General features: G+C 66.1%; 13 protein-coding genes and 2 tRNA genes. 2 read left to right on the top strand and 13 right to left on the bottom strand.

The window, feature by feature from the left end; genetic code table 11:
- Positions 1-48: 48 nt before the first annotated feature.
- Entirely contained in the window at positions 49-2757 is a 2709-nt protein-coding gene (gene rnr / locus V6M37_RS12495) for a ribonuclease R (protein WP_442881013.1), read from the bottom strand.
- Positions 2758-2794: 37 nt separating this feature from the next.
- Between rnr and V6M37_RS12490 the strand changes: the two genes are divergently transcribed.
- Positions 2795-2879: transfer RNA gene (locus V6M37_RS12490), tRNA-Leu, on the top strand.
- A 178-nt stretch (positions 2880-3057) separates the two neighbouring features.
- Positions 3058-3142, top strand: a tRNA-Leu gene (locus V6M37_RS12485).
- A gap of 67 nt (positions 3143-3209) precedes the next feature.
- On the opposite strand, the gene V6M37_RS12480 is transcribed toward V6M37_RS12485, so the two are convergent.
- The 12 genes from V6M37_RS12480 to ispG form a co-directional block, all read right to left on the bottom strand.
- The gene (locus V6M37_RS12480) at positions 3210-4520 is read right to left on the bottom strand and encodes an adenylosuccinate synthase (protein ID WP_332673743.1); all 1311 of its coding nucleotides are present in this window, start codon (positions 4518-4520) and stop codon (positions 3210-3212) included.
- A 5-nt stretch (positions 4521-4525) separates the two neighbouring features.
- Positions 4526-5683 carry an ATP phosphoribosyltransferase regulatory subunit gene (locus V6M37_RS12475; RefSeq protein WP_332673740.1) on the bottom strand — a complete coding sequence of 386 codons (1158 nt, stop codon included), beginning with the start codon at positions 5681-5683 and terminating at the stop codon, positions 4526-4528.
- A 5-nt stretch (positions 5684-5688) separates the two neighbouring features.
- Positions 5689-5874 (bottom strand): DUF2065 domain-containing protein, encoded by a 186-nt coding sequence (locus V6M37_RS12470; RefSeq protein ID WP_332673738.1) that lies wholly within the window; start codon positions 5872-5874, stop codon positions 5689-5691.
- Positions 5875-5878: 4 nt separating this feature from the next.
- A complete protein-coding gene (gene hflC / locus V6M37_RS12465) occupies positions 5879-6760 on the bottom strand; it encodes a protease modulator HflC (RefSeq protein ID WP_332673736.1) in 882 nt (293 codons plus the stop codon).
- Entirely contained in the window at positions 6760-8016 is a 1257-nt protein-coding gene (gene hflK, locus V6M37_RS12460; protein WP_332673734.1) for an FtsH protease activity modulator HflK, read from the bottom strand. Before hflK ends, hflC begins: the two co-directional genes overlap by 1 nt.
- Positions 8017-8030: 14 nt before the next feature.
- Positions 8031-9185, bottom strand: coding sequence for a ribosome rescue GTPase HflX (gene hflX, locus V6M37_RS12455; RefSeq protein WP_332673732.1), 1155 nt, complete (start codon positions 9183-9185; stop codon positions 8031-8033).
- 44 nt (positions 9186-9229) lie between these two features.
- Positions 9230-9475, bottom strand: coding sequence for an RNA chaperone Hfq (hfq, locus tag V6M37_RS12450; RefSeq protein ID WP_312659353.1), 246 nt, complete (start codon positions 9473-9475; stop codon positions 9230-9232).
- 88 nt (positions 9476-9563) lie between these two features.
- Positions 9564-10892 carry a ribosome biogenesis GTPase Der gene (der, locus tag V6M37_RS12445; protein ID WP_332673729.1) on the bottom strand — a complete coding sequence of 443 codons (1329 nt, stop codon included), beginning with the start codon at positions 10890-10892 and terminating at the stop codon, positions 9564-9566.
- 14 nt (positions 10893-10906) lie between these two features.
- Positions 10907-12046, bottom strand: coding sequence for an outer membrane protein assembly factor BamB (gene bamB / locus V6M37_RS12440; protein WP_332673727.1), 1140 nt, complete (start codon positions 12044-12046; stop codon positions 10907-10909).
- A gap of 3 nt (positions 12047-12049) precedes the next feature.
- On the bottom strand, positions 12050-12697 hold the full coding sequence (locus tag V6M37_RS12435; protein ID WP_332673725.1) for a tetratricopeptide repeat protein: 648 nt from the start codon (positions 12695-12697) through the stop codon (positions 12050-12052).
- Positions 12684-13982, bottom strand: a complete 1299-nt coding sequence (gene hisS, locus V6M37_RS12430; RefSeq protein ID WP_332673723.1) for a histidine--tRNA ligase — start codon at positions 13980-13982, stop codon at positions 12684-12686. The genes V6M37_RS12435 and hisS overlap by 14 nt, the downstream gene beginning before the upstream one ends.
- A 29-nt stretch (positions 13983-14011) precedes the next feature.
- The gene (gene ispG / locus V6M37_RS12425) at positions 14012-15268 is read right to left on the bottom strand and encodes a flavodoxin-dependent (E)-4-hydroxy-3-methylbut-2-enyl-diphosphate synthase (RefSeq protein WP_332673721.1); all 1257 of its coding nucleotides are present in this window, start codon (positions 15266-15268) and stop codon (positions 14012-14014) included.
- Positions 15269-15272 lie beyond the last annotated feature (4 nt).

Here is a 15272-nt window from a genome sequence, read left to right as displayed (position 1 = left end):
CGGTTGCCGGAAGTCCTGTCGTTCGAGGGTCTGGTGTTCGAAGGCTTGTTAGCCACGTTTTCCGCCTTTCTTGTTGCGTGCTTTCGGCTCGTCGGACGCCGGCGTGCCGGTCGCCTTCCGTCGTGCCTTGGGTTTATCGGACGCCGCGGTGTCGGCCGCCTTCCTGCTGGTTTCCGGTTGGTCGGAGGATGCCGCGCCGCTCCCTTTCCTGCTCTTGCGCGGCGATACCTCGCCCGCTTCCGCCGAAGCTTTCGCACGTTTCGGCTGGCGCGGTTTCACGTCGAGGCCGGCTTCCGCGGGCGCCGTCCGAGGCTTTGGGCCCTCGACCACGTCCGATTCGCCCGACGACGCACCTTCGTCACTCGCCGCGACGACGGTCTCCGGCGCCTCGAACTGCACCGAAGGTTCGAACACTGCGCCGCGCGCCTTCTTGCCGCGACGGCGGCGACGCCCGTCGACTGGTTCGCCGCCCGGCGCTGGCCCTTCCGCTTCCGCCCGGTCCCGCTCGGTCTTTCCGACCCGTTCGGTTGCGCGTTGCGGGGCCTCGAGCAGCCGGAAATCGATCTTCGTCGTCTCGAGGTCGACGCGGACGACCTGCACCCGCACCCGGTCCGAAAGGCGGTACCGCGTCCCGGTGCGCTCGCCGGCCAATTCGTGCCGCGTCTCGTCGAAATGGAAATAATCGCTGCCGAGGTCCGAGATATGGACCAGCCCTTCGATGAAGATGTCGTCGAGGGCGACGAAGAGGCCGAAGGGTACCACTGCCGACACGCTGCCGCTGAATTCCTCCCCGACCTTGTCCTGCATGTAATAGCACTTCAGCCAGGCAACGACGTCGCGCGTCGCGTCGTCCGCGCGCCGCTCGGTCGCCGAGCAGTGCAGGCCGATGTCGTCCCAGTCGCCGGCCTCGTAGGTCCGGTCCTCGAGCGCCGCCTTGATCGAGCGATGCACGAGCAGGTCGGGATAACGCCGGATCGGCGACGTGAAGTGCGTGTAAGCCTCGTACGCGAGCCCGAAATGACCGACGTTGTCGGGGCTGTACACCGCCTGGCGCAACGAACGCAGCATCACGGTCTGCAGCAGCTGCGCGTCGGGCCGGTCCTTGACCTTGTCGAGGATATTCGCGTAGTCGCCCGCCTTTGGTTCGTCGCCGCCGCCGATGCCGAGCCCGAACTCGGCGAGGAAACCGCGCAGCTTCTCGAGCTTCTCCGGCGTCGGCCCCTCGTGCACGCGGTACAGCGCCGGGTGCTCGCGCTTTTGCAGGAAGTCGGACGCGCAGACGTTCGCCGCGAGCATGCACTCCTCGATCAGCCGGTGCGCGTCGTTGCGCACTTCGGGCACGATGCGCTCGATCTTGCCCGCGTCGTCGAAAATCATCCGCGTCTCGGTCGTCTCGAAGTCGATTGCACCGCGCTTCGCGCGCGCCTTCAGCAGCACGCGGAACAGCTTGTCGAGGGTCTCGAGGTGCGGAAGCAGCGCGCCGAGCTCTTCGCGCACGACCGCGTCCTGGCCGTACAACGCGGCGGCGACTTTCGTGTATGTCAGGCGCGCATGCGAGAACATCACGGCCGGGTAGAAGCGATAGGCCTTGATTGCGCCCGTCGGCGAGATGCTCATGTCGCAGACCATGCACAGGCGTTCGACCTGGGGATTCAGCGAGCACAGCCCGTTGCTCAACTTCTCGGGCAGCATCGGGATCACGCGCCGCGGGAAATACACCGAGTTGCCGCGATCCTCGGCGTCCGCGTCGAGCGCGCCGCCCGCCTGCACGTAGTGCGACACGTCGGCGATCGCGACGATCAGCCGGTGTCCGCGCCCCTGGCGCTCGCAATACACCGCGTCGTCGAAATCCTTCGCGGTTTCGCCGTCTATCGTCACGAGCGGCAACTGCGTGATGTCTTCGCGCCCCGCCCGGTCCTTCTTGCGCACTGTCAGCGGCAACTTGCGCGTCTCGGCCTTCGCCTCCGACGAAAACTCGTACGGGAGTTCGTGCTTGCGCAGCGCGATCTCGATCTCCATGCCCGGATCGGCGTAGTTGCCGAGCACTTCGACGACCTTACCGATCGGCTGCGCGAACTTCGTCGGCTGGACCAGGAGTTCGACGGTGACGACTTGCCCGGGCGTCGCCTTCTTTCCCCCCGGCGCCAGCAGGATGTCCTGAGCGATGCGCCGGTTCTCCGGCACGACGATCAGCACGCCGTGTTCGTTGAGCACGCGCCCGACGATGCGCGTGTTCGCGCGCTCGAGGATCTCGACGATCTTGCCCTCCGGGCGGCCGCGCCGGTCGGTGCCGGTAACGCGCGCGATTACGCGGTCGCCGTGCAGCACCTCGCGCATTTCCTTCGGCCCGAGAAATACGTCCGGCTGCTTGTCCTCGCGGATCAGGAACCCGAAGCCGTCGGCATGACCCGACACGCGGCCCCGGATGAGGTCCGCCTTGTCCGGCAGCAGGAAAGCGTGGCGGCGATTGCGGATGATCTGGCCATCGCGCTCCATCGCCCGCAAGCGGCGCTCGAACAGCGGCGCCTCGTCCTCGGTGACGACGAGCGCCTCGCAGATGTCGTGGAACTCGAGCGGCACGCCGCGTTCGGCGAGTATCTGCTCGACGTATTCGCGGCTCGGCAGCGGATGTTCGTATTCCGCTGCCTCCCGGTCGTAGAACGGATCGGCGCGGCGGACCGCGCTCGGCTCGCCGCGCCCCGCGGGCGACGGCGCCCCACCGGGCTCGGCGGTTTTGTTTTTTGCTTTTTTGCTCATTGACATTCTCTGATTCTTTCTTATAATGCGCGCTCTTGCCCAGATGGCGGAATTGGTAGACGCACTAGTTTCAGGTACTAGCGCCGCGAGGCGTGGAGGTTCGAGTCCTCTTCTGGGCACCAGTTCTGCAGGAAAGCCGACCATGCGTCGGCTTTTTTGTTTTTCCGACCGGTTCCTTGCCCGATCCCTTTCTTCCGGTTGTCTCCCTGGCGTAGGGCGTCGTTGCGGGCGAGACGCGTCCTGCGACCGATACCAAGCTGCTTTTCCGCAGCGCGGCTTGCCGGTATACTCCCGTCGCTTGCCCAGATGGCGGAATTGGTAGACGCACTAGTTTCAGGTACTAGCGCCGCGAGGCGTGGAGGTTCGAGTCCTCTTCTGGGCACCAGATCCAAGCAAAAGCCGGTCATTCGACCGGCTTTTGCTCTTTGCGGAGCAGGTTTATCCACCCGCCCTCAGACCCCGAACGGGTGACGGCGCAGAATCGTCTCGTCACGTTCCGGGCCGGTCGAGATCACGTCGATCGGGATCTCGCAGATTTCCTCGATCCGGTGCAGATAGGCGCGCGCCTCCTGCGGCAACGCATCCCAACTCTGCGCGCCGAACGTCGTGCCGCGCCACCCTGCCATCGTCTCGAAGATCGGTTCGCAGCGCACGACCTCTTCCGCGCCCATCGGCAGCAGGTCGATGCGCTGGCCGTCGAGCATGTAGCCGGTGCAGAGTTTCAGTTCGTCGAGACCATCAAGGACGTCGAGCTTCGTGATGCACAGCCCGGTCACACCATTGATGATGATCGAGCGCTTCAGCGCGGCGAGGTCGAGCCAGCCGCAGCGACGCTTGCGGCCGGTCACCGTGCCGAACTCCCGCCCCTTCTTCGACATCTGCTCGCCCGGCGTGCCCGCGGTTTCGATATCGAGTTCGGTCGGGAACGGCCCGCCGCCGACCCGCGTGCAGTACGCCTTCGTGATGCCGAGGACGTAATGCAGCCGTCCCGGACCCACTCCGGCGCCGGCAGCGGCCTGGCCGGCGACGCAATTGCTCGACGTGACGAACGGGTAAGTCCCGTGGTCGATATCGAGCAGCGTACCTTGGGCGCCCTCGAACAGCAGGCTGCCGCCCGACTTGTTCACGGCATACAGTTCCGCCGACACATCGGCCACCATCGGCCGGATCTCTTCGGCATCGGTCATCGCCTCTTCGAAGACGGCATCGAAGCCGACCGGATCGGCGCCGAGATGCTGCGTCAGCACGAAGTTGTGATAGTGGAGGTTCGCACGCAGCTTCTCGGCAAAGCGTTCGCGGTCGAACAGGTCATACACCCGCAACGCTCGCCGGGCGACCTTGTCTTCGTACGTGGGCCCGATGCCCTTGCCGGTCGTGCCGATCCTGTCGGAAGCCGCCTTCGCGGCCTCGCGCGCACGGTCGAGCGCCGAGTGGTAGCCGAGAATCAGGGGGCAACCCGGGCTGATGCGCAGCCGGTCGCGGACCTTGATGCCTCCCGCCTCGAGCGTACGGATCTCGGACAGCAGGTGATGCGCGTCGAGCACGACGCCGTTGCCGATATAACAGGCCACGCCCTCGCGGACGATCCCGGACGGCACCAGATTCAGCTTGTATTCATTCTCGCCGACCACGAGCGTGTGACCGGCATTGTGACCACCCTGAAAGCGGACTACGCCGCGCGCGTGATCGGTGAGCCAGTCGACGATCTTGCCCTTGCCCTCGTCGCCCCACTGCGTGCCGACAACCACTACGTTCTTTGACATTTACCTCAATCTCCCTGCAGCGCCTCGACCGTCCAGCGGCCGTCGCGCCTGATCAGTTGCCGGTCGCAACCGGCTTCATTCCAGCTACCGTCATGCCCGGGAAGCGCCGTCATGACGACTTCGCCCTGCGCACGCAATTGATTGATGACGTCCGGCAATGCGCCATCGGCCCCCGCCAGCGGCGCGAGGATGGCGCCGCTCTGCGCCGGATCGGGCAGATGCGCCGCGAGTTCGCGCAGATCGAGACTGAAGCCGGTCGCCGGCCGACCACGACCGAAGGCGTCGCCGATGCGGTCATAACGCCCGCCGAGCGCGAGTGCGGCCGGAGAGCTCCCGCCGTAAGCGGCGAACACGACCCCGGTGTGGTAATGGTAGCCGCGCAGGTCGGCGAGATCGAAGCTGATCGGCAGGTCGCCGAGCGCGTGGGCCAACCGGGTCAGATCGTCGAGGGCCGCGCGGATCTCGCCGTCGTCCGGCAGCCGCGCACGGGCTTCGTCGAGGACGTCGACGCCGCCATAGAGTCCGGGCAGCGCCAGCAGCGCCGAGCGCACCGGTTCGGCCACATCGGCGACGAGTTCGCGCAATCCGGGAAGATCCTTCGCCTGCAGCAAATCGAAGAGGTTTTCTTCACGCTCGGGCACCAGGCCGGCACGCGCCGCGAGCACCCGGAACAGTCCGACGTGCCCGAGGTCGATCCGACTCGCCGGTACCTCGGCGAGTCGCATGACTTCGGCCAGCAGCCGGACGACTTCGATGTCCGCGTCGAGGCCGGCATGGCCGTACAGCTCGGCGCCGAGCTGCAGCGGCTCGCGCGTCGCGGTCAGGGTCGAGGGCAAGGTGTGCAGGACGCTGCCGCAATAGCACAGCCGCGACACGCCGCGGCGATTGAGCAGGTGCGCGTCGATTCGTGCGACCTGCGGCGTCATGTCCGCGCGCACACCCATCGTGCGCCCCGAAAGCTGATCGACGAGCTTGAAGGTCCGCAACTTCAGGTCCTGCCCCGCACCGGTCGTCAGCGAATCGAGATATTCGAGCAGCGGCGGCACGACGAGTTGGTAGCCGTGCGCGCGGAACGCGTCGAGCAACCGGCGGCGCAGACGTTCGATCTTGTCCGCCTCGCCCGGCAACGCGTCCTGGATGTGATCGGGAAGAACCCAGCGCATGATAGTCAGGAAAACGTGAACAACAGCAGCGTGCCGATGAGCATGGACGTCAATCCGATGAACCGGATCTGGCCGTCCGCGAGCTGGGCGAGCCGCAAAAAGGTGTCGCGCCAGGCTGCCGGCGCGATAAAGGGAAGAAGGCCTTCGATCACCAGCATCAGCGCGAAGGCCATCAGTAGCGTCTGGGCCATCCGGTCAGTTCTTCGTTCCGCCGCCGGCATTCTTCAGGAACCTGAAGAACTCCGAGCTCGGATCGACGACCATCAGGTCGCTCTTGTTCGCGAAGCTTTCGCGATAGGCCTCGAGACTGCGGTAGAACGCGTAAAAATCCGGGCTCTGGCCGTAGGCTTCCGCATAGATCGCCGTCGCCTTCGCGTCGCCTGCACCCTTGGCGCGCTGGGCCTCGCGGTATGCTTCGGCAACGATGACCTCGCGCTGGCGGTCCGCATCGGCGCGAATCTTCTCGGCGATCGCCGCGCCTTCTGAGCGCAGTTCGTTCGCGACCCGCTTGCGCTCGGCCTCCATGCGGCGGTAGACCGACTCCGACACTTCGAGCGGCAGGTCGACACGCTTGAGGCGCACGTCGAGGATCTGGACGCCGATCTTGCGCGCATCCTGGTCGGCGCGCGTCCTCATGTCTTCCATGATCTGGTCGCGCTCGCCGGACACGACGTCATGCACCGTGCGCCGGCCGAACTCCTCGCGCAGGCCGGCATTCACGGTCTGCAGCAGCCGGGTGCGGGCACGGGCCTCGTCGCCGGCGACCGACACGTAGTACAGCTTCGGGTCGATGATCCGCCACTTCACGAAATGGTCGACGAGCACGTTCTTCTTTTCGGCGGTGATGAAGCGCTCCGGCTCGGGCGTGTCCATTGTCAGGATCCGGCGGTCGAAATACCGCACGTTCTGAATCATCGGCCACTTGAAGTTCAGCCCCGGCTTGTCGATGACATCCTTGACTTCCCCGAGTTGGAAGACGACCGCGAACTGGCGCTGATCCACCGTGAACAATGTCATCGACGTGAGCGCGATGAAAAAGAGCAGTACGCCCGCAATGATCGGCATCTTGTCACGCATCACCGCTCTCCCCGCTCACGGTCACGCAGCAGGTCGCGGCTGCGCAGATCCAGCGAAACATCGGGGCGCGGATTCGGCGCCGGCGCGACCGGCGGCGCCGCGGACGACGAATCGGCCGGAGCCGGCGGATTGACCGTGGCCTGCATCAGCTTGTCGAGTGGCATATACAGCAGGTTGCCGCTGCCCTTCGTGTCGACCATCACCTTGCTGCTCCTCGACATCACTTGCTGCATGGTCTCCAGATACATCCGCTCTCGCGTGACTTCCGGCGCACGACGGTATTCGGCGTACACCTGATCGAAGCGGCTCGCTTCACCTTCGGCATTCGCGACGACCCGCTCGCGATAGGCGTTCGCCTCCTCGATCAGGCGGGAAGCCGTGCCGCGAGCCCGGGGAATCACGTCGTTCGCATAGGCCTCGCCTTCGTTGCGCAAACGCTCGCGATCCTGACCGGCCTTCACTGCGTCATCGAACGCCGCCTGCACCTGCTCCGGCGGCTGTGCGTTCTGCATCGTCACGCGGCTGACGAGGATGCCTGTGTCGTAGCGATCGAGAATCGTCTGGATCGACTCGTGAGCCGACGCGGCGATCTGCTCGCGCCCTTCATAGAGCACGAAATCCATCTTGCTCTTGCCGACGATTTCCCGCATCGCGGTTTCCGCGGCCTGGATCACCGATTCGTCCGGGAAGCGGTTGTTGAACAGGTAGTTCTCCGGGCTCTTCAGCACGTACTGCACGGCGAACTGGATGTTGATGATGTTCTCGTCATCGGTGAGCATCAGCGCCTCGCGCAGCACCTTGTTGCGCTCGGAGCCGCGGTAGCCGACTTCGACCGTGCGGACGCCGGTGAGGTCGACGATCTCGCTGCTCTCTATCGGATACGGCAGGCGCCAGCGCAGGCCCGGTTCGGTCGTCTGCGCATATTCGCCGAACCGCAGCACGACCCCGCGCTGGTTCGCGTCGACGATGTAGAAGCCGCTCGCGAACCAGACGACGAGAATCAGGACGAGCAGTGCCCCGATGCCCCCGCCGAACTGCCGGAACGAGATCTGAGGCATTTGCGGACCGCCGCCGTTGCCGCCCCCACCGGTATTGCGACCGCCCCGACGCCCGCCGAACAGGCCGGCAAGACGCTGATTGAAATCGCGCCAGATATCCTCGAGATCGGGCGGCCCCTGATTTCCGCCGCGCTTGCCGTCGTCGCGCTTGCCGTCGTCGTTCCCCTGGTTGCCCCAGCGTGGGTCATTCAATGACATTAGAACGCCTGTAATCACGATTGAATAGGATTGGTATCGATGGACTGCGGCGGCGATCCGTCCGGATCATCAGCAACGGCCGCTTCGCGGGCTGTTTCGGCCAAAGCGTCCCTGAGCAGTTCCAGCCCGCCTCCCGTCCTGGCGCTCAAAAAAACGCGGACGATCTTACCATACTCGTCCCGAATGACCGCCGGAGCCGCCTGGGTCAGATCGATCTTGTTCATCACCATGATCTGCGGCACGTCACCCGCGCCGATCTCGGCCAGCACCCGGTCGACCGCATCGATCTGCGCCTCCCGGTCTTCGCTCGCGGCATCGACGACATGCAGCAGCAGGTCGGCGCTCGCAGTTTCTTCGAGCGTCGAATGGAAAGCGGCCACCAGCGCGTGCGGAAGATCGCGGATGAACCCGACGGTGTCCGACAGCACCACGTTCCCCGCCTCGCCGACGTACAGCCGCCGCGACGTCGTGTCGAGCGTGGCGAAAAGCTGGTCGGCCGCGTAGGCGCCGGCCTTCGTCATCGCATTGAACAACGTGGACTTTCCGGCGTTCGTGTAGCCGACGAGCGACACGGACAGCACGTTGCGTCCCGCGCGGCCACGGCGGCGCACGCGCCGCTGTTTCTCGATGCGGGCGAGGCGCTCCTTCAGGACCTTGACACGCTTGCCGAGCAGGCGGCGATCGGTCTCGAGCTGCGTCTCCCCGGGACCGCGCAGGCCGATGCCGCCCTTCTGGCGCTCGAGGTGAGTCCAGCCGCGCACGAGGCGCGTCGACAAATGATCGAGCTGAGCGAGTTCGACCTGGAGCTTGCCCTCGTGGCTGCGCGCCCGCTGCGCGAAGATATCGAGAATCAGCGCTGTGCGGTCGATGACGCGGCACTCGAGCGCACGCTCGAGGTTGCGCTGCTGCGCCGGCGACAGCGCATGATTGAAGATCACGATATCGGCGTCATGAGCGCGAAGCGCTGCGCCGATCTCGTCGACCTTGCCACTGCCGGCGAACAGCGCCGAATCCGGCTTCGCACGTCGTCCACCGACGACGGTCTCGACGCTCGCCCCCGCGCTGGCGGCGAGGAGCTTCAGCTCCGAAAGTCGTTCGTCGAGCGCCCCCTGATTCAGGTCGAGTTGGACGAGAACCGCCCGCTCTCCCGAATCAGGACGCTCGAACATGAGTTCTCGATGCGGCCGGCCAACGCCGGCCGGGGGTGTGTCGGTCAGCTATTGCCTTCACCCGGGTCCTGCTGCTGGATATTGACCGGACGGGCCGGGACGACGGTCGAGATCGCGTGCTTGTAGACCATCTGGGTGACGGTGTTCTTCAGCAGGACGACGTACTGATCGAAGGACTCGATCTGGCCCTGCAATTTGATGCCGTTGACGAGATAGATCGCCACCGGCACGTGCTCCCTGCGCAGCGTGTTCAGAAACGGGTCTTGTAGAAGTTGCCCTTTGTTGCTCATGTTAAACCTCGGAAACTTATAGTTATGTGAATGTAAAGGATTTCATGCTGCACTGCCACATCAGCGAGCAGGTCCTCCCGGCGTGGATTCATTCTTTCCCAGCGAACGGATTGTGCGCAGTTCGGAATTGTATCCGCAACGGCGTCCCCTGCAGTTTGAATGCCTCGATGAAGGTGCGTTCGAGAAACCGCGTATACGACGCGGGGATGTGATCGAGTGCCGCACCATGGATCACGACAACGGGAGGATTGTTCCCGCCCTGATGCGCATAACGCATCTTCGGCCGGAAGATGCCGTGGCGCGGCGGCGCCTGTTTCGCTAGCGCGGCCTGCAACGTGCGCGTGAGCCGCGGCGTCGACAGATTGATCATCGCGGCGGCATACGCCGCGTCGACCGACTTCATCACGCTCGCGACGCCGGCGCCCTTCAGCGCGGAAATGTAATGGAAGCGCGCGAACGACAGGAAATTCAGCTTGCGCGCGATGTCCTGCTTGACGAGCTCGCGCCGGTAATCGTCGACGTCGTCCCATTTGTTCACCGCGACGACGAGCGCGCGACCGGCGTCGAGGATGAACCCCGCGATGTGGGCGTCCTGCTCCGAGATGTCCTGCGAGGCGTCAAGCACGAGAACGACGACGTTCGACTGTTCGATCGCCTGCAGCGTCTTGATCACCGAGAACTTCTCGACCGCCTCGAACACCTTGCCGCGCCGGCGCAGACCCGCGGTGTCGATCAGCGTGTAACGGGCGCCGCCGCGCTCGAACGGAATGGCGATCGCGTCGCGCGTCGTGCCCGGCATGTCGAACGCGATCACCCGCTCTTCGCCGAGCAGGCTGTTGACGAGCGTCGATTTGCCGACGTTCGGGCGGCCCACGATCGCAATTCGCGGCGAGCGGCCTTCCTCGTCGTCCGGTTCGACGTCCTCCGGAAAGGCGCCGAGCACGAGGTCGACAAGCTGCTTGATGCCGTCGCCGTGCGCGGCCGACACCGGCAGCGGGTCGCCAAGGCCGAGCGAGTGGAAGTCCGCGGCGACCAGCGTCCGCTCCATGCCTTCCGACTTGTTGACGACGAGATAGACCGGGCGGCCGGCACGGCGCAGGCGCGCGGCGATCTGCTCGTCGTGGGGCGTCAGCCCGGCACGGCCGTCGACCATGAACAACAGCACGTCGGCCTCGGCGATTGCCTGCTCGGCCTGCCGTGCCATCTCGTGCATGATGCCGTCCTTGGCGACAGGATCGAAACCGGCCGTATCGACAACGAGGTAATCGCGCTCACCGACGCGCCCGATGCCGTAATGGCGGTCGCGCGTCAGGCCCGGCTGGTCGGCGACCAGCGCGTCCCGGGTCTTCGTCAAACGATTGAACAGCGTGGATTTACCGACATTGGGTCGGCCAACCAGAACGATGGTGGGTTTCAAGCGCTCATTCCCGTCTAGCGGGCCTCAAAGACGTGGATGCCGCCGTCGCGCGCCTGGACGACGAATCCCTGCGAGCCGAATCGGCGCGGGTCGGCGACGATCGCGATCTTGCCGACGCGAGCCCGCGCGGCGAACGCTCCCGTCTCCCGGTTCAGCAAATGGACATAACCTTCGGCGTCGCCCACGGCGACGAAGCCGTCGACGACGACAGGACGCGTGACGTTGCGTCGCGCGAGCGCGTCCTGTTTCCATACGCTCGCGCCGGTGGACGCGTCGAGCGCATGGACCGCGCCGGCGTCGTCAGTGATGAATACGGAGCGGCTGTCCCGGTCCATGCCGACGCTGCTGGAAAACTCCCGCGACCACAGCCCGTTGCCGTTGGCGGCATCGAAGCAGGCGGCGCGCCCCTGATACGCGACCGCGCAGATCTCGCGACGGCCGAGGACGGGCGTGCCGGCGATGTCCGCGACGCGTTCGAGCTCGGTGGCACCGCGCGGGGTCGCGACGGTCAGCTCCCACAGCGGGCCGCCGTTCGCGAGGTTGATCGCGACCAGCTTGCCGCCGGGATACCCGACGATCGCCGCGTTGCCTTCGACAGTGATACCGGCATAGCTTCGCAGCGCGAGCGGCGGCACCGGGCGCTGGAACACCCAGCGACGCGTTCCGTCATTCGCATCGAAGCCGATCAGCCGGCTGTCGGACGCGCGGACGACGACGACGGACTCGCCGATCGCCGGCGGCGCGAGGACTTCGGCGCCGGCCGGGGCGCGCCAGCGCTCCCCGCCGGTCGTGGCGTCGAGCGCGACGATGTCGCCGCCGGCCGTCACGACGACGGCGAGACGACCATTGCTGCCGACGCCCGCCGACAACCGCTCGCCGGTCTTGACGCTCCAGACTGTCCGGCCGTTCTCGTAGCGCGCGACGGTGCCGTCGTGGGCGGCAGCATAGATCGCGTCATCGATGATTGCCGGCTGGAAGACGTACGGACCCGAGTCGCCGACGCGCGCCTGCCAAAGCGTCTGCAGTTGTGCCGTCGGCTCGACTGCCGTGAGCGCTGCCGCTTTCGGCTCCGACGAGGAAAAGGGATTCAGCGAGGAGCAGCCGGAAAGAACGAGCGCGCCGGCACACGCTAGGGCGAAGACGACCTTCTTCATCGCTCAGCCTCCGAGGGACTGCGACTTGACGCGCACGACTTCGCGCAGCGTCTGCGCCCCTTCGCTCTCGCCCTGCCCGATCGCGTCCAGCGCCGCCTGGTAAGCAGCCCGCGCTTCGACCGGCTTGCCGTTCGCCGCCAGCACGTCGCCGCGCAGATCTTCGAAACGCGCCTTCAGCGTCGCGACCGGAGCCGCTTCGAGACGCGCGAGCGCCTCCGCGTGCGCGCCCTCGTCGAGCAGCACGGCCGCGAGGCGCAACCGGGCGATGTCCCTGAACGCGGCGTCGCCGCCGTTATCGGCGAGCCATTCGAGCTGTGCGCGGGCATTGCGCGCATCGCCCTGCGAGAACTGGACGCCGGCCGACAGGAGCGCCGCCATCTCAGCATACGCCGAGCCGGAATGCTTCTCGATGATCTGGCCGGCCGCTTCCCGCGCCTTCTGCGCGTCGCCCTGCTCGGCCGCCTGCTGCACGACGAAATACAGCTCGCCCGCCTCCGACGCCTGCTTGTTCTGGTACCAGCGGAACCCCTGCCAGCCGACCGAAGCCAGCGCTGCGGCAACCGCGAGCGCGGTCACGAATTTCCCGTTCTGCGCCCACCACGCTCGGAGTTCGGAAATCTGTTCCTGTTCTTCCAGGTCATAAACCGCCATCTTCTTCCTCTTCTTCCACGAACAGATATCCGGCCGCCGCATCGGCGAGGCCGTCGAGCGAAACCCGCTGCTGCCCGCCCGGCCCGCGCAGCGGCTTGAGTCCGACTTCGCCCGCGGCCGCCTCGTCCTCGCCGATCACGACGGCAAGCGACGCGCCGCTGGCATCGGCCTTTTTCATCTGGGACTTGAAGCTGCCGCCGCCGCAGTGCGTCAGCACCGCGAACCCGTGGCCGCGCAGCGCTTCGGCGGCGCGGAACGCGAGCCGCTGCGCCTGTTCGCCGGCGTGCACGACATAGACGTCCGGCTGCGCGCGCTCGGGCTCGCCGCCGCTTTCGCTCCACAGCGCGAGAAGGCGCTCGATGCCCATCGCGAAGCCCGCAGCCGGGGCGGGCCTGCCGCCGAGTTGCTCGACGAGACCGTCGTAACGGCCGCCGGCACACACCGTGCCCTGCGCACCGAGCCGCGTCGTGACCCACTCGAACACCGTGCGGTTGTAATAGTCGAGCCCGCGCACGAGGCGGTGATTGATGCGGAACGGAATGCCCGCGTCCTTGAGCAGTACCTGAACGCCTTCGAAGTGCGCGAGCGACTCCGCCCCGAGGAAGTCGAGCAGCTTCGGCGCCTGGTCGACGAGATCCTGGAGGTCCGGATTCTTCGTATCGAGGATGCGCAGCGGATTCGTGTGCAGGCGGCGCTTGCCGTCCTCATCGAGCCGCGCGCGATGCGTCTCGAGATAGGCGACGAGTTCGGCACGGTGGCGGGCACGCTCGTCCGACGAACCGAGCGAGTTGAGTTCCAGCCGGACGTCCTCCAGCCCGAGGTCGTCCCAGAGCCGCGCGCACATCAGGATGTGTTCCGCGTCGATGTCCGGCCCGTCGAAGCCGAGCGCCTCGACCCCGATCTGGTGGAACTGCCGGTAACGTCCCTTCTGCGGCCGCTCATGCCGGAACATCGGCCCCTGGTAGTAGACCCGCTGCGCGCCCGCATGCAGCAGCTTGTGCTGGATTGCCGCGCGCACGCAGGACGCCGTCCCCTCCGGGCGCAACGTCAGCAGTTCGCCGTTCAATGCATCCTCGAACGAATACATCTCCTTTTCGACGATGTCGGTGACTTCACCGATCGCGCGCCTGAACAGCGGCGTCGGCTCGACGATCGGCATGCGGATCGGGCGATAGCCGTAGCTGCGCAGCCAGTCGCGGACGATGTCCTCGAAATGCTCCCACGCCTCGGCCTCGTCCGGCAGGATGTCGTTCATCCCGCGCACCGCCTGCAGCGGCTGGTTCATCTGTTTCTTTTCTGTCATATCCCGACGGATCAGCCCGCCTTTCTGGTGTATCGCGTCGTGACGTAGTCGTCGACGATCGCCTTGAATTCCGCGCCGATGTTGTCACCGCGCAGCGTCATGCGCTTCTCGCCGTCGATGAACACCGGGGCGGCCGGGCTCTCCCCGGTGCCCGGCAACGAGATGCCGATGTTCGCGTGCTTGCTCTCGCCGGGTCCGTTGACGACGCAGCCCATGACCGCGACCGTCATGGTCTCGACGCCGTCGTACTGCTCGCGCCACACCGGCATTTGTTCGCGGACATACGACTGGATGCCGGACGCGAGCTCCTGGAAGAAGGTGCTCGTCGTGCGGCCGCAGCCGGGGCAGGCGACGACCATCGGCGTAAAAGCGCGCAGCCCCATCGTCTGCAGGATCTCCTGCGCGACGACGACTTCCTGCGCGCGGCTGCCGTTCGGCTCCGGCGTCAGCGAGATGCGGATCGTGTCGCCGATGCCTTCCTGCAGCAGCACCGCGAGCGCCGCCGTCGACGCGACGATTCCCTTCGAGCCCATGCCGGCCTCGGTCAGCCCGAGGTGCAGCGGGTAGTCGCAGCGCGACGCGAGCTCACGATAGACCGCGATCAGGTCCTGCACGCTCGACACCTTCGCCGACAGGATGATGCGGTCGCCGCCGAGACCGTATTCCTCCGCCTTCGCCGCCGACTCCAGCGCGGAAACGATCAGTGCTTCGCGCATCACCGCCGTCGCGTCCCGCGGCTGCGCGAGTGTCGCGTTTGCATCCATGACGCGCGCGAGCACGGACGGATCGAGGCTGCCCCAGTTCACGCCGATCCGCACCGGCTTGTCGTATTTGCATGCGATGTCGACGATCGCCGCGAACTGCGGGTCGCGCTTCGCTCCCGCGCCGACGTTGCCGGGGTTGATGCGGAGCTTCGCCAGCGCCTCGGCGCACGCGGGGTGATCGGCGAGCAGCTTGTGGCCGTTGTAGTGAAAATCGCCGACCAGCGGTACATCGACGTTCAGCGCGAGCAGGCGGTCGCGAATCAGCGGGACCGCCCTCGCTGCGGCTTCGTTATTCACCGTGAGGCGGACGATCTCCGAACCGGCGCGCGCAAGCTCGGCGATCTGCATCGCCGTGCCGAGGACGTCGACGGTGTCGGTGTTCGTCATAGACTGCACGACGATCGGAGAATCGGAGCCGATGTTCACTCGGCCCACCCTGACCTGGCGCGTCGGACGACGGGCCAGCGCGCCCGAGGTGGGCCCCGAAGAAAGGTTCGTTGCCAATTTC

The organism is Aromatoleum sp. (assembly GCF_036675785.1).
Lineage (GTDB): Bacteria > Pseudomonadota > Gammaproteobacteria > Burkholderiales > Rhodocyclaceae > Aromatoleum.
This window is presented reverse-complemented; position numbering and strand designations above follow the sequence as displayed.

What these genes read in the sequence shown, in the direction of transcription:
- rnr (WP_442881013.1), bottom strand. Translation starts at nt 2,757, where the DNA reads ATGAGCAAAAAAGCAAAAAACAAAACCGCCGAGCCCGGTGGGGCGCCG.
- V6M37_RS12480 (WP_332673743.1), bottom strand. Translation starts at nt 4,520, where the DNA reads ATGTCAAAGAACGTAGTGGTTGTCGGCACGCAGTGGGGCGACGAGGGC.
- V6M37_RS12475 (WP_332673740.1), bottom strand. Translation starts at nt 5,683, where the DNA reads ATGCGCTGGGTTCTTCCCGATCACATCCAGGACGCGTTGCCGGGCGAG.
- V6M37_RS12470 (WP_332673738.1), bottom strand. Translation starts at nt 5,874, where the DNA reads ATGGCCCAGACGCTACTGATGGCCTTCGCGCTGATGCTGGTGATCGAA.
- hflC (WP_332673736.1), bottom strand. Translation starts at nt 6,760, where the DNA reads ATGCGTGACAAGATGCCGATCATTGCGGGCGTACTGCTCTTTTTCATC.
- hflK (WP_332673734.1), bottom strand. Translation starts at nt 8,016, where the DNA reads ATGTCATTGAATGACCCACGCTGGGGCAACCAGGGGAACGACGACGGC.
- hflX (WP_332673732.1), bottom strand. Translation starts at nt 9,185, where the DNA reads ATGTTCGAGCGTCCTGATTCGGGAGAGCGGGCGGTTCTCGTCCAACTC.
- hfq (WP_312659353.1), bottom strand. Translation starts at nt 9,475, where the DNA reads ATGAGCAACAAAGGGCAACTTCTACAAGACCCGTTTCTGAACACGCTG.
- bamB (WP_332673727.1), bottom strand. Translation starts at nt 12,046, where the DNA reads ATGAAGAAGGTCGTCTTCGCCCTAGCGTGTGCCGGCGCGCTCGTTCTT.
- V6M37_RS12435 (WP_332673725.1), bottom strand. Translation starts at nt 12,697, where the DNA reads ATGGCGGTTTATGACCTGGAAGAACAGGAACAGATTTCCGAACTCCGA.
- hisS (WP_332673723.1), bottom strand. Translation starts at nt 13,982, where the DNA reads ATGAACCAGCCGCTGCAGGCGGTGCGCGGGATGAACGACATCCTGCCG.